The following is a 13,930-nucleotide window of genomic DNA, read 5'->3' as shown; positions in this document are numbered from 1 at the left end:
TGCGTGACCCCATGGTCGTAATTGCAGCTATTGACCGGACAAAGGCTTCCCATGAGTGAAGATGCACAAGATGTCGTTCTGATCGTCGAGGACGACGAATCCATTATGTTTGTGTTGGGTGAATACCTGGCCGGCCTGGGCTATCGGGTGTTGAAGGCAATCGACGGGGAGCAGGCTTTTGAAATTCTCGCGACCAAGCCGCACCTGGACCTGATGGTCACGGATTACCGTTTGCCGGGGGGGATCTCCGGGGTGCAGATTGCCGAGCCTGCGCTGTTATTGCGACCGGAATTGAAAGTGATCTTTATCAGTGGCTATCCGCAGGAGATCCTCGACTGTAAAAGCCCGATCACGCGCAATGCGCCGATCCTGGCCAAGCCGTTTGATCTCGATACATTGCAAGAGCATATCCAGCGGTTGTTGGCGTGATGACCTTTGCCATGGCGGGGATCCGCCATGGCAATCAACGACGCTCCTCAGTCTCTGGCTAAGTCCAGTATCTCCTTGACCTTATTGGCATCGAAGATGCCTTCCCCCCCGTCGTCACGCAGCTTGAACGTTCCATCAGGCGCCACTTCAACCCCGACGGAATTGGCGTAGGTAACGGACACATCCTTGCGTTGCAGCATCGCTAACAAGGGTTTGTTGTTATAGACGTCCTGTTGCCGAATCGCGCTGGCAACTCCGACGACACTTCGAGTACGAGTGCCTGCGACGAAGATGACTTTTCCACCGTTCGCCAAGTCTTTTTCAACACCGTTCAACCACGTAAACCCATTACTTCCATTGTTGACGGGCTGCGCCAGGTTGCTCTCGTTCAAGTGCACCAGTGTGCGTTTCTGGTAGATGCCGTCCTTCATGTCTGAGAGCACTACCACGGCCGAACAGTCACTCAGGCCATTGGTGCTGAGCACGGTAGTCCGGTCATTGACGGTATGCGACTGGCCCGTGAATACCTCAAATTTTTCAGCCTTCCCTGTTGTTATGGGGGCATGTGGCGGCACCGGTTTTGATGGCATTGGCACGGACGTCGCTGTTTGCGATTTAATGACGATTGGCATTTCACTCAACTCCTTCACGGTTTTGTCCGAGACGGCGGTAGTCTTTTTCCATGAGTCGTCATACACGCTGACTTCAAACTCCAACTTGTCCGGGTTTTTGCTGTGAGTTGTGTATTGAACCGGCAGGTCTTTATCGGTGAACACCTTGTGCAGGCCTCGCTTCATGGCCTCCGGGGTACTGAACGTTGCTATCCCAAAATTGGGGTCATAAAAAAACCACTTTTTATTCACGCCTTCGCCCATGACCCCTGCCATCATTGCGTGCCCAGGGATGCCAATCATCAGCGTTTTCGGTGTATCGGACGTCGCCAACTCATCAAGCATTTCGTGGTAACCCATTTCTCGGCGCATCTTGCCAGCATGAAATAACGTCGGACCGGTCAGTTGTTTTTGTACGGTCGTCAACTGGTCAATGAACGCCCGCGAAGCAGGGTCGGTCGGGTTTGCGGCGGCCGTGTACAAGTTGCCAATAAACTTAGCCTCGGTGCCTTGCTGCATGGCGCTCGCCATCAGTCTGGACATGGCTGAGCATTGGCCTTGGGAGAGTGGATTGGTCTGACTGAGATAGAACACCTGAGGGGCTGCTACAAAGCGGCCACCGGCTTCGCTGATACTTTCATAGAATCGGTTGACCCCTTTAAAACCGTGCTGTACCGCCAGCCGTTCTACGTGTCGAACCAACGTGCCGATCTGCTCCGGCGTCAGTTGTCCTTGGGTTGCCAGCTTCATGATGTCTTCAGATTTCATAGCCGCGCGATAACCCGGTACTGATTTCGGATCACCATTGTCATATCCCTTCTGGAATTGCGTCTTGTCTGCCGCGTTTTGATGGCGTTCAACCATCTCAGACCAGCGTTGACGCGTGCGTGCTGACGCCGGAGTCATTACCCGCTCTGTTGTTTCCCATTTGCCCAACGCCTGTTCCCCTGACAGAACTGAGGGTTGAAAGTCGTCCAGCGCCTTGCCAAATGGGAGACCCTTCACGCTGTCGAAGGCGTACCATTTGCCTCCGCTCAGGACGGCCGGGCCTTCCATGATCGTGTCTTGCAGCTTGAATGTTCCGAGAGCACTGGCGTCGAACCGTTTGCTGGCGTTGATCAGGTCATAACTGTTGGTTCCACGCAGCAGCCGATAGGCGTGAGTGGAGCCTTTCTTTCCGGCATTTGCCAGGGAGATGGCCAGGTCGCCTACGCCATCAAGCGGGTTGAGCGCACCGATCGCCGTTCGCCCCAGTATTTTCCCGCCATAAGCCGCTTTGGTCAGTATTGAAGCCCCCCCCTGGAGGGCCTTGATACCTTTTGCCGCCCCCGCTGCCCCTAGAAGGAAGCCGAAGGCATCAAGTGTCAGGTCCACGATACCGTCGCCATAGCGTCCCTCTTTGAAGTTATTGATTGCAGACCTCAAAGGAATCAGGTTCAGCATGAACTCCATGGCGTTCTTGTAAAAGGGCACCTCGACATCGAATGTGGTCTGGCCCGCGGCAAGTTGTCTGGACGATTCAGTATCCACCTCTTTTACCATGGCGTTCGCTATGTAAGATGTACGCTCGCTGCTGAAGCTGAGGGGGATACCCGCTGCACCCTTTGTTTCATCGGTTATTGTGTCAGCATAATTTCCCGATGGGATGACGGCCTGGTACTCCGTATAGCGCGAGACGCCTCTGGGACGGGCCTCGCCCACGACGAAATCCCCGAGGTCGTCACGGGTGCGGATCTTGTTTTGCTTGATATCGATTTCATAAATATTGACCTTGCCGGCGCGCTCGGTCCTGACCAGAAAACTATGACCTTCGGAGACCGTCGTGCTGCTCTTTGGGGCCTGACTGTAAGGCCAGTACTCATGAATGACGGGCTTGGCCAGCGTGATTTTTCCGAATTCGAAGTTTTGCCGATCTGACAGGCTTAGCCCTGCGATCAAATGCTTGACCTGGGTCGCCACGCTTCTATTTATTTTGTCTGAATAGTTCGGGAAGGCGACCCGAAAGTACTCTCGCAAGTTCGGAAGGCTTTTGAGCGTGTCTTGCATCGCGTCGAAGTCGACATCACGAGAGGTCGATACCCATTTGTTTGCTGAATCGGCCTGGTCGCGTGTGATTCCATCATAAAACCCAGGGGTTCCCCGTGCAGCGTCATGGATGTAAAGGTCCAGGACTGAATAGGGGCCTGGAAAGTCCAGATGTTGACGTTTCAACTGGATGCACTTCTTCTCGAAAAGTGCGGGGTCCATATCCGGGAAGGCTTTTTTCAGCTCTTCCAGGCCCTTCCTTTTGACGTCAGGTACTTCCATTGAGTGCGCTGCTGAAGCCGCCCTCAATTCGTTCAACTGTTGATCGAAGGCGACCTGCACCGCGCGCATCGCCTCAGCAGTCTGTGGACAGTCCATGCCATTGACGACGGCCCAGTCCTTGAGTGCTTCTTGCTGGGCCAGGCACTCTGTCAGGCGTTCCTCTTGTGTAATGGGGGCGATGTCCGCAATACGCATGACATGCTCGTAGGTCATTGTTGCCGTTACACCAGGCGCAGCCTTTTCAAGGCGTCTGACGGCCGTGACCAAACTGACCCACATATGAGTGCCGAACTTCACCTCATTGGGAATCTCCTTGACCAGCATTTCCGGGGCTTTGACTGATAAATAAATATATGCTTGAAGTCGCGCTTTTTCGTAGGACGATGACTGGCCGGTATCGAGCAAGTGATTGGTGATATCCAGGATGAGATCCGACGCTGAGCACCCACCGTTTCTCGCATCAGTCAACAGAAACCCTGCTACCTGATGTTTACCGTGCTCGGCGCGCGAGGAGTCCACATGCATAAGCGTGAACAGCCATTCAGTGAGCGTGCCCTTGACTGACCGGGCAGCGAACTTGGCTTGAACGGCTTGCCCCAGCGCCTGGCCTTTTGGCGATTTAATCCGTGTGTCAATCAAATCACGCGGTTTGTTGAAGGCTGAAGGCTCGATAAATTGCCCGTCCATCAAATACTCAAGTACGTTCTTGAAGCGCGTGAGGTCAATGTCGCCAAATTTGCCGTGTCGCAGGTCGGCTTCCAATTGAGTTACAGAGGTTTCATCCAGTGCAACAGGCCAGGCCAGCGCCCCCCCATAGTTACCATTGGGGGGACTTTGAAGCGGTGGGGTGCGTAGTTTTTTTATGAGGTTCTGCACTTGCGCCAGATCGGTTGGCACCTCCCACCCCTCGCTTTCGAAAAACTGCTTGAGAGTAGGGGTGGTGCCAGCGTGTACATTATGAGTGTCGCGATGAACCGAGAGATGATATTCCGCCATATATTCCGGTATGTCAGCGGGGCCAGACTCAAGCATTTTAGCCAATGACGTCATCAGCTCGACCACATTCAGACGGGTTTGGTTGCTCCCCAGCATAGCTTTATGAGCGGCCAATTCGTGTTCGCTGCGCGCCTCCTGCAACGCCGAAAACACTGGGTCATTCACCAGTTGGAAACCTGCTCCTGCCTCGAGTTGGGCTGCCCGCTCCTGATTGGAGGGGGCTGGATTAATGTGCAGTTCCTTGTAGAAATCCCTGATCAGCCCTAAGGGCGCGATATTGCTGGTTTTCGCTTGGGGAGGCTTGAATGTGAGGAAATACGCACCTGACGCAATAACACGCGCCGCGATCATCAACGGCTTACCAATCGCAGCCCATTCCGCGTCATCCTTTCCCAATGAGCGCTTGATCTGACGCGGATCCGAATGACGCTTGAGTTTGTAAAAAATCTTCCCCGTCCCCGGGTTGAGTTCTACCGAGTCGGGGTCGATGTCTTTGCTATTCATCCACTGGGCGAAGTCGGGCGCCTGGAAGGCGTGCCTCAACTGCGCCCACCATTGACCGAAGGTTGAATGGGGAGCAATAGGGGAGACAGGCATGTCAGAGTTGTAGCCGCTGGGTGCGCTGGCCAATGCCCGTCCATACTGCCTGGACAGCTCCAGATCACCTTCGGTCCGGCTGCTTTCGGCAACGGCTTGCGACGCTGCGCTTTCAAGGCGGGGAGCATGCTGCACTGTGATCGGGGGTGGAGGTTGAATCAGCGAGATTGGCTTCGGGTTTTGCGCGGTCTGAACATGGGTTGCAGTCGTCATAGGCTCTCTCAACGGACGGGCTATTGAATACGGGTGAGCACGTGCGCTGCCCAGCCTGTTGAGCATTTGTATCCAAATAACTACTATCGATTCCGATTGAGCCACACTCAATGATTGCCGGAAATGTCGGCCAAGAGCCCGCACCACCATTTGACGCGGGCAGCTATTGCTTGATCATTTCTCGGACTTTTGCCGTCAATAGATCGAACGTGAACGGCTTTGTGATCAGTTGCATGCCCGGGTCGAGGAACCCACCCCGCACGGCTGCATGCTCGGCATACCCCGTAATGAACAGAACCTTGAGTTGCGGGCGTATCTGCCGGCCGATTTCCGCCAATTGACGACCATTCATACCGGGCAGGCCAACGTCGCTGATCATCAAATCTATACGCTGTTCCGACTCGATAATGGGCACGGCGGAGTTGGCGTCGACAGCTTCCACATACCCGTAGCCCAGCTCCTTCAGAACCGCGCTGACCAGCACCCGCACGGCCGGGTCGTCTTCGACAATCAGCACGGTTTCACCGGCATTGGCGAACGGCAGCAACGCCGGATCCACCACGGCATCGGCGACAACTTCACCGATAAACCGTGGCAGGAACAGGCTCACCGTGGTGCCTTTTCCCACTTCACTATGGATGGTCACATGGCCATGGGACTGGCGGGCGAAGCCATAGATCATCGAGAGCCCAAGGCCGGTGCCCTGGCCGATGGGCTTGGTGGTGAAAAACGGGTCGAACACGCGGCCCATCACACTTTCCGGAATGCCACAGCCGGTGTCGCTGACGCTCAACTCAACGTAGTCACCGGGCTTCAAGGTGCCATAGGCGGCGGTGAACACGCTGTCGAGATGCCGGTTGGTGGTCTCCACGGACAGGCTGCCGCCACCGGGCATGGCGTCGCGGGCATTGATGACCAGGTTGAGCAGGGCACTTTCCAATTGGTTGGGATCGGCCTCGGCCGTCCATAGATCAGTCGCCAGACGCATATCCAAGCGAATACTTTCGTTGATGCTGCGTTGCAGCAGCTCCCCCATGGAGGTAACCAGGCGGTTGATCTGCACCGGTTTGGAATCAAGGGATTGACGGCGCGAGAACGCCAGCAGGCGGTGGGTGAGGCCGGCGGCACGGTTGGCCGAGGTCACCCCCAGGTCGATCAGGCTGTCGAGGTCGTCCAACTTGCCTCGCGACACACGCCTTCGCAGCAGTTCCAGGCTGCCGATGATACCGGTGAGCATATTGTTGAAGTCATGGGCGATACCACCGGTCAATTGGCCGACGGCTTCCATTTTTTGTGATTGGCGCAGTGCCTCTTCATTGCTGCGCAGTTGGGCGGTACGTTCCTCGACTTGCTGTTCAAGGGTCTCCAGCGTGCGTTGCAGGCGCAGCTCACTTTCGCTGAGGTCGATCAGGCGGTCGCGGGCTTCGTATTGCCGACGGCGACCGCGCAAGGCGGTGCTCACCAGGCTGATCAGCGTTACCGGGTGGAAGGGGCGCTCCAGGAAGGTCACATTGCCCAGCAGGCCGCTCAGGTGGGAGGAGCCATTCTGTTCGGTCCCGCCGTGGTGGGTCATCAACACAATGGGCAAGTCCGACCATGCCGGCTGCTGGTGCAGGTAGGTCAACAGCGGGTCAAGATCCACCCCACGCAGGGCTTCGGCGGCGATGATCAGCAGCCCGGCGCCCTCATGCAGGGCCTCGCACAATGCCCCAAGGTTGCTGGCGACGATGCCGGCGTACCCGGCTTCATTGAGCATCATCAGCGCCAGCGAGCCATCGCGTCCCATTGGCGCCAATACGATTGCACGCTCGGAGACCGGAATGAGGCCCGTCACACCCCCTCATCCTTGAGCAGCGGGGAGCCGGCGCCCATGTAGGTCGGAATACCGCGCAGGACCCCCTGGAAATTATCCAGCGGTTCGCCAACCGTCATCCCCTGGGCGCCAATCCGGTATTCACGAATAGTGGCTTCATGGCTGCCGGTGCGCTTCTTGATGATCGAGATGGCGCGGCGCACCTTGCCCAATGCTTCGAAGTAGCGCAGCAGAATGACCGTATCGGCCAGATAGGTGATGTCCACAGGCGCCTGCATGTCGCCGACCAGCCCGTGTTGGGCGACGGTCATGAACGTCGCCGCGCCGCGGCGGTTGAGGTAGAGCAGCAACTCGTGCATATGCAGGATCAGCGCATTTTCTTCGGGCATGGCCGCCTGGTAGCCGTTGATGCTGTCGATCACCACCGTCTTGATGCCGCGCTCATCGACACAGCGGCGCACCCGGTGGGAAAACTCGCCCGGGGACAATTCGGCCGCATCCACCTGTTCGATCAGCAGGTTACCGGTCGCCTGCAGGGCGGCTAGATCGATCCCCATGTTTCTCATGCGCTCGAACAGCAGCCCCAGTTCTTCATCGAAGATAAACAACGCGGCTTTCTCGCCCCGCGCCACGGCCGCTGCGGCAAAGATCATCGAGATCAACGACTTGCCGGTACCGGCCGGGCCGAGGATCAGGCTGCTGGACCCGGTCTCGACACCGCCGCCCATCAACGCATCCAGCGCAGCGATGCCGCTGCTCAAGGTCTCGCGCTTGTAGCCGCCACGATGTTCGGCCGCCACCAGGCGCGGGAATACATGGACGCCGTCGCCCATGATGGTGAAGTCGTGAAAGCCGCCCCGGTATTTCTGGCCCCGGTACTTGACCACCCGCACGCGACGGCGCTCGGCACCGTAGTTGGGGGTCAGCTCTTCCAGGCGGATCACGCCATGCGCCACGCTGTGCACGGTTTTATCGAGGGATTCGGTAGTCAGGTCGTCCAGCAGCAGCACTGTGGTGTCGTAACGCACGAAATAGTGCTTGATCGCGAGGATCTGCCGACGGTAGCGCAGGGAGCTTTGTGCGAGCAGGCGGATCTCCGAAAGACTGTCGATGACCACACGCTTTGGCTTGACCTTTTCCACCACTTCAAAGATCTGGCGCGTGGCCTCGCCCAGTTCCAGGTCGGAGGAGTACAGCAGGCTCTGCTGGTGGTCGGCGTTGAGCAGGCTTTCCGGCGGCGTCAGTTCGAAGATATGGATATTGTCATCCAGGTCCCAGCCATGGGACTTGGCGCCTTGGCGCAACTCACGCTCGGTTTCCGACAGGGTGATGTACAGCGATCGCTCGCCGGCTCTGGCCCCGGCCTGCAGGAAGTGCAGGGCGACCGTGGTTTTACCGGTGCCGGGTTCACCTTCCAGCAGGAACAGGTGACTGCGCGAGAGCCCTCCGGCAAGAATGTCATCAAGACCGTCAATGCCAGTGGCCGCTTTCTCTTCGGGTAATTGCGCTTGGGATGTAGACAAGAAGTGCCCTCAGGTCACATACGAGTAGAGGATGCGCGCCCAAATGGACGCGCCATGTTCTCTTGACCGTAGCAATTTGTGGCGGTTCAACAAATTCCAGTCCGGCCTACAGGCCTTGCTGCAATGCAGGATCGTCCGGATTCTGTTGCTCGAGCTGGGCGAGCAGGACCTGGACGTTCTGCAACTGGCCGCTTTCTTTCCAATAATTGACCAGCAATACCCGGGCTTTGCGATTGGCCGGGTGGCGTTGGATGATCTCTTCGAGTTGGCGTTGCGCAGCCTCCAATTCCTCTTGCGCATGCAACGTCGTCGCGAGGTCGTAGCGGTAATCCTGATTATCCGGCTCCAGCTCCACCGCCTTGGACAGGCCGAGCAGGGCGTAGGGGCGTTCACCATGGTGCAGCAGCCACATGCCCAGCGCATGTTGCAGGTAGGCCGACTCCGGATGCGCGGCCAGCTGGCGTGCCAACAATTGGCGGGACTCCTCGGTCTTGCCTTGCTTGTCCAGCAGCTCGATCTGCGCGACCACGGCTTGCAGGTTATCCGGTTGCAGGCGCATGGCCTGCTCAAGCGCGTTTTGCGCGTCCGGCAGCAGGGCGCTGTGAATGTACAGGCGCGCCAGTTGAATCCAGCCTTCAGCGGTTTCGGGCTGGGCCTTGAGCTTTTTCACAAACTCATCCAGCACCTGCTGCAACGGCCCGAAGTACAGGCCCAGAGTATCGGGAGACAGACCAAGCAAAGCATTGGCGGCGGCAAACCGTACCTCTTGCTCGGGATCATCCAACACCGGGCCGAGCAGCAGCGTGCGCTGGCCGGTGGGCACCAGGCCGACAATGCTGTGGATGGCAGCCTCGCGTACCAGCGGTGAGTCACTGGCCAGGTCTTTGTCCGCCAGTTTCAGCGCCTGGGGGCTGGGGTAGTTGGGCAGTTCGGCGTGCAACGCGGCGCGGCGCTCGGGCGACAGATCCGGCCGACCCAGTTGCTGATACAGCACGCGTGCCGCTCCAGGCTCACCGTTGCGCGCCTGTTTCAAGGCTTTTGAATAACCGTGGGCAATCGCGGGAGGCACGGCTACCGGGGTGGCGCGAGAGAAATACCAGGTGATCAGCACAATCAACAGCAGGGCGCACAGGCCGACGATGGAATAACGGCGTGACTTTGACATGCAGGCGTCCGAAAGCGAGGGCAGCAAAGCCGTCAGCTTCGGTCAGACCACGGCGGGTGTCAAACCCGCGTCAGGTGAGCACGTAGTCCACCGGCTCCAGGGGCGGCGGCAGGTCGGTTTCACCGAGGGCGGCCAATACTTCGCGTTCCAGGGTGCGCAGGAGGGCATTGCAGGGCAGGTCATTCTCGTCAAAACCGAACGGGTCCTCCAGGTCATCGCCGATTTCATCGAGGCCGAAGAAGGTGTAGCTGACAATCGCGGTGAACACTGGCGTCAACCAGCCCAGCGGCTCGGCCATGGCAAACGGCAGCAAAATGCAGAACAGGTAAATGGTGCGATGCAGCAGCAGAGTGTAGGGAAAGGGCAGCGGCGTGCTCTTGATACGCTCGCAGGACGCCTGCACCTGGCTGAGGCTCACCAGTCGGGTTTCCCATTGTGTGTAGCGCCACTCGCTGATCACACCTTGCTCGGCCAGTACCGAAAACCGGGCGCCCAGCCGTTGCAGCAGGCTGTCGGGGAGGTTGGGGTGACTGGCCTGGACAGTGCCCCACGGCTTGATGGCCTGGGCCTCATCTTCATGGCGCAACCGTGCAACCAGGCCGTGGGCGAAGCCGCACAGGCTGCGCAGCAGGCCAGCACGCTCAGCCGGATCTGTAAGCACCTGGGTTTCGCGGATCAGCGAACGCACATCGATGATCATCTGCCCCAATTGCTTGCGGCCTTCCCACCAGCGGTCATAGCAGGCGTTGTTGCGAAAACTCATGAAAATCGACAACGACAGCCCGAGCAGGGTGAACGGCGTGGCATTGACCTTGGAGAAGTAGGCCGGGTGCAGGGTTTCCACCAGCACGATCACCGAGGCCAGCAGCGTGACCAGCAGGCTGCGCAGGGCGATGCGCTTGGCAATCGAACCCTTGAGCGAGAACAGGATGCCGAGGAGGTTGGGTTTGGGACGGACTATCATGCAGAGATGGGCTTCTTCAGGTGGCGCAAGCCATCAGGTTAGAAGCAAGCGTCGCAAGCGTCCAATCGCTTGGGCCGACCGGATGATCGGTGGGGTCGATGACTGGCCAAAACAGTCAGGCAGGTTGAAGGCTTTGACCATTGTCGGCGGGCGGCTCTGGCGCGACTATTTCGACGATTCGGACCGTTCAAGGAAACAACAATGCAGATTGAGAACAAGAGCTTCCTGGTCAGCGGGGGCGCATCGGGCTTGGGCGCGGCGACTGCCGAGATGCTGATTGACGCCGGCGCCAAGGTCATGCTGGTGGACCTGAATGCCGACGCCGTGGCAGCCAAGGCCAGGCAGCTTGGCGACAACGCACGCAGCTGCGTGGCGGATATCAGCCAGGAAGCGGCTGCCGAAGCGGCGGTGCGGGCGACGCTTGCGGCGTTTGGCGGTTTGCATGGGCTGGTGAACTGCGCCGGTGTGGTGCGTGGCGAGAAAATCCTCGGCAAGAACGGCCCCCATGGGCTGGCGAGCTTTGCCCAGGTGATCAACGTCAACCTGATCGGTAGCTTCAACCTGCTGCGCCTGGCCGCCGCCGCCATCGCCGAAACCGAGGCAAATGCCGATGGCGAACGCGGCGTGATCATCAATACCGCTTCGGTAGCGGCGTTTGACGGGCAGATCGGCCAGGCGGCGTATGCCGCGTCCAAGGGCGCCATTGCCAGCCTTACGCTGCCTGCGGCACGTGAGCTGGCGCGCTTTGGTATTCGCGTGATGACCATCGCCCCCGGCATCTTTGAGACCCCGATGATGGCCGGCATGACGCCGGAAGTGCGCGACTCCCTGGCCGCTGGCGTGCCATTCCCGCCGCGTCTGGGCAAACCCGCCGAATACGCAGCGCTGGTGCGGCACATCATTGAAAACAGCATGCTCAATGGCGAGGTGATCCGTCTCGACGGTGCCTTGCGCATGGCGGCCAAATAAGGAGCAATTCCCATGACCGATCCTATCGTTATCGTCAGCGCTGTGCGCACGCCCATGGGTGGGTTCCAGGGCGACCTCAAGGGCCTGACCGCGCCGCAGTTGGGTTCCGCTGCGATTCGCGCCGCCGTCGAGCGTGCCGGTGTCGCCCCCGACGCCGTGGATGAAGTACTGTTCGGCTGCGTACTGCCCGCAGGCCTCGGCCAGGCACCGGCACGTCAGGCTGCGCTGGGTGCCGGGCTGGACAAGGGCACGCGCTGCACCACCCTCAACAAGATGTGCGGTTCGGGCATGGAGGCCGCGATCCTGGCCCATGATTCACTGCTGGCCGGCAGTGTCGACGTGGTGATTGCCGGTGGCATGGAAAGCATGTCCAACGCGCCGTACCTGCTGGACCGTGCGCGCAGCGGCTACCGCATGGGCCACGGCAAGGTGCTCGATCACATGTTCCTCGACGGCCTCGAAGACGCCTACGACAAGGGCCGCCTGATGGGCACCTTTGCCGAAGACTGCGCCCTGCACAACGGTTTTACCCGCGAGGCCCAGGATGCGTTCGCCATCGCTTCGTTGACCCGGGCGCAAGAAGCTATTACCCATGGCAGCTTTGCCGCAGAAATCGTCCCGGTGCAGGTCACCGTGGGCAAAGAACAGAAAACCATCCTGCATGACGAACAACCTCCCAAGGCCAAGCTGGACAAGATCACCAGCCTGAAACCGGCCTTCCGTGAAGGCGGCACCGTGACGGCGGCCAACTCCAGCTCGATTTCCGACGGTGCGGCGGCCTTGTTGCTGATGCGCCAGTCCGAGGCACAGAAACGTGGCCTCAAGCCCTTGGCGGTGATCCATGGGCATGCGGCGTTCGCCGACGAGCCAGGGCTGTTCCCGGTGGCACCGGTGGGAGCGATCCGCAAACTGATGAGCAAGACCGGCTGGAGCCTGGGTGACGTCGATCTGTTCGAAATCAACGAAGCCTTTGCCGTGGTCAGCCTGGTGACCATGAGCAAACTGGAGATCCCCCATGCCAAGGTCAATGTGCATGGCGGTGCCTGCGCCCTGGGCCATCCGATCGGTGCCTCCGGTGCACGGATCCTGGTGACCTTGCTTTCGGCCCTGCGCCAGAAAGGCCTCAAGCGTGGCGTCGCCGCCATCTGCATCGGCGGCGGTGAAGCCACGGCGATGGCCGTCGAATGCCTGTACTAAGGAACCACCATGCTGCCCAATGAAGAACAACTGCAAATCAGCGACGCCGCCCGGCAATTTGCCCAGGAACGCCTGAAACCCTTTGCCGCCGAGTGGGACCGCGAGCACCGGTTCCCCAGGGAAGCCATTGGTGAAATGGCCGAGCTGGGCTTTTTCGGCATGCTGGTGCCGGAACAGTGGGGCGGTTGCGACACCGGTTACCTGGCCTACGCCATGGCGCTGGAAGAAATTGCCGCCGGTGACGGGGCCTGCTCGACCATCATGAGCGTGCACAACTCTGTGGGTTGCGTGCCGATTCTCAAGTTCGGTAACGACCAGCAGAAAGAGCAATTCCTCAAGCCCCTGGCCAGTGGTGCCATGCTCGGTGCGTTCGCATTGACCGAGCCCCAGGCCGGCTCTGATGCCAGTAGCCTGAAGACCCGCGCACGCCTTGAAGGCGACCATTACGTACTCAATGGCTGCAAACAGTTCATCACCTCCGGACAGAACGCCGGCGTGGTGATTGTGTTTGCCGTGACCGACCCGGCGGCGGGCAAGCGCGGGATCAGCGCGTTTATCGTGCCGACCGACTCGCCGGGCTACAGCGTGGCGCGGGTTGAGGACAAACTGGGCCAGCATGCCTCCGATACCTGCCAGATCCTGTTTGAGGACGTGAAGGTTCCTGTCGCCAACCGTCTGGGGGAGGAGGGCGAAGGCTACAGGATTGCTCTGGCCAACCTGGAAGGTGGGCGCGTAGGCATTGCCTCGCAATCGGTGGGCATGGCCCGCGCCGCCTTTGAAGCAGCCCGCGACTACGCCCGCGAGCGCGAAAGCTTCGGCAAACCCATCATCGAGCACCAGGCCGTCGCTTTCCGTCTGGCGGACATGGCCACGCAAATCGCGGTTGCCCGGCAGATGGTGCATTACGCCGCTGCACTGCGCGACAGCGGCAAGCCTGCACTGGTGGAAGCCTCGATGGCCAAGCTGTTTGCTTCGGAAATGGCCGAGAAAGTCTGTTCGGCCGCCTTGCAAACCCTGGGCGGTTACGGTTACCTGAGCGACTTCCCTCTGGAGCGGATTTACCGCGACGTGCGGGTCTGCCAGATTTACGAAGGCACCAGCGATATCCAGCGCATGGTCATCTCACGCAATCTCTAAGGAGCCGAT

The 13,930-nt window shown here is 59.2% G+C and carries 9 protein-coding genes; 4 read left to right on the top strand and 5 right to left on the bottom strand.

Going from position 1 to position 13,930, the window contains the following annotated elements; genetic code table 11:
- Nucleotides 1-51 precede the first annotated feature (51 nt).
- Complete coding sequence (locus tag BM026_RS28250; RefSeq protein WP_092243633.1) at nt 52-429, top strand: response regulator; 378 nt, start codon at nt 52-54, stop codon at nt 427-429.
- 47 nt (nt 430-476) lie between these two features.
- Here the strand turns inward: BM026_RS28250 and BM026_RS28245 are convergent, their stop codons facing one another.
- The 5 genes from BM026_RS28245 to BM026_RS28225 all read right to left on the bottom strand — a co-directional run bounded on the left by BM026_RS28245 (nt 477) and on the right by BM026_RS28225 (nt 10,618).
- A complete protein-coding gene (locus BM026_RS28245) occupies nt 477-5,153 on the bottom strand; it encodes a hypothetical protein (RefSeq protein WP_093530857.1) in 4,677 nt (1,558 codons plus the stop codon).
- Nucleotides 5,154-5,316: 163 nt separating this feature from the next.
- Nucleotides 5,317-6,987, bottom strand: coding sequence for an ATP-binding protein (locus BM026_RS28240; RefSeq protein ID WP_092243627.1), 1,671 nt, complete (start codon nt 6,985-6,987; stop codon nt 5,317-5,319).
- Nucleotides 6,984-8,489: an ATPase domain-containing protein gene (locus BM026_RS28235; RefSeq protein ID WP_092243624.1), complete on the bottom strand. Its 1,506-nt coding sequence runs from the start codon at nt 8,487-8,489 to the stop codon at nt 6,984-6,986. Before BM026_RS28235 ends, BM026_RS28240 begins: the two co-directional genes overlap by 4 nt.
- 106 nt (nt 8,490-8,595) lie before the next feature.
- Nucleotides 8,596-9,654, bottom strand: coding sequence for a tetratricopeptide repeat protein (locus BM026_RS28230; protein WP_092243621.1), 1,059 nt, complete (start codon nt 9,652-9,654; stop codon nt 8,596-8,598).
- A 70-nt stretch (nt 9,655-9,724) separates the two neighbouring features.
- Nucleotides 9,725-10,618 (bottom strand): bestrophin family protein, encoded by an 894-nt coding sequence (locus BM026_RS28225; RefSeq protein ID WP_093530855.1) that lies wholly within the window; start codon nt 10,616-10,618, stop codon nt 9,725-9,727.
- A gap of 201 nt (nt 10,619-10,819) precedes the next feature.
- Here BM026_RS28225 and BM026_RS28220 point away from each other — a divergent pair, with 201 nt between their 5' ends.
- From BM026_RS28220 to BM026_RS28210, 3 genes are read left to right on the top strand one after another with little or no spacing between them, the layout of a single operon-like run.
- The gene (locus tag BM026_RS28220; RefSeq protein WP_093530853.1) at nt 10,820-11,587 is read left to right on the top strand and encodes an SDR family NAD(P)-dependent oxidoreductase; all 768 of its coding nucleotides are present in this window, start codon (nt 10,820-10,822) and stop codon (nt 11,585-11,587) included.
- 12 nt (nt 11,588-11,599) lie between these two features.
- Nucleotides 11,600-12,784, top strand: coding sequence for an acetyl-CoA C-acyltransferase (locus BM026_RS28215; protein ID WP_093530851.1), 1,185 nt, complete (start codon nt 11,600-11,602; stop codon nt 12,782-12,784).
- A gap of 9 nt (nt 12,785-12,793) precedes the next feature.
- Complete coding sequence (locus tag BM026_RS28210) at nt 12,794-13,921, top strand: acyl-CoA dehydrogenase (RefSeq protein ID WP_092243613.1); 1,128 nt, start codon at nt 12,794-12,796, stop codon at nt 13,919-13,921.
- Nucleotides 13,922-13,930: the final 9 nt, after the last annotated feature.

The sequence above is a fragment of the Pseudomonas sp. NFPP24 genome (assembly GCF_900112095.1).
Lineage (GTDB): Bacteria > Pseudomonadota > Gammaproteobacteria > Pseudomonadales > Pseudomonadaceae > Aquipseudomonas > Aquipseudomonas extremorientalis.
The sequence above is the reverse complement of the archived record's forward strand: the minus strand, read 5'-3'. Positions and strand labels throughout refer to the sequence as shown.

Bases quoted from the DNA above. Each gene is read 5' to 3' on its own strand.
- BM026_RS28210 (WP_092243613.1), top strand. From the start codon at position 12,794: ATGCTGCCCAATGAAGAACAACTGCAAATCAGCGACGCCGCCCGGCAA.
- BM026_RS28220 (WP_093530853.1), top strand. From the start codon at position 10,820: ATGCAGATTGAGAACAAGAGCTTCCTGGTCAGCGGGGGCGCATCGGGC.
- BM026_RS28245 (WP_093530857.1), bottom strand. From the start codon at position 5,153: ATGACGACTGCAACCCATGTTCAGACCGCGCAAAACCCGAAGCCAATC.
- BM026_RS28230 (WP_092243621.1), bottom strand. From the start codon at position 9,654: ATGTCAAAGTCACGCCGTTATTCCATCGTCGGCCTGTGCGCCCTGCTG.
- BM026_RS28225 (WP_093530855.1), bottom strand. From the start codon at position 10,618: ATGATAGTCCGTCCCAAACCCAACCTCCTCGGCATCCTGTTCTCGCTC.
- BM026_RS28215 (WP_093530851.1), top strand. From the start codon at position 11,600: ATGACCGATCCTATCGTTATCGTCAGCGCTGTGCGCACGCCCATGGGT.
- BM026_RS28250 (WP_092243633.1), top strand. From the start codon at position 52: ATGAGTGAAGATGCACAAGATGTCGTTCTGATCGTCGAGGACGACGAA.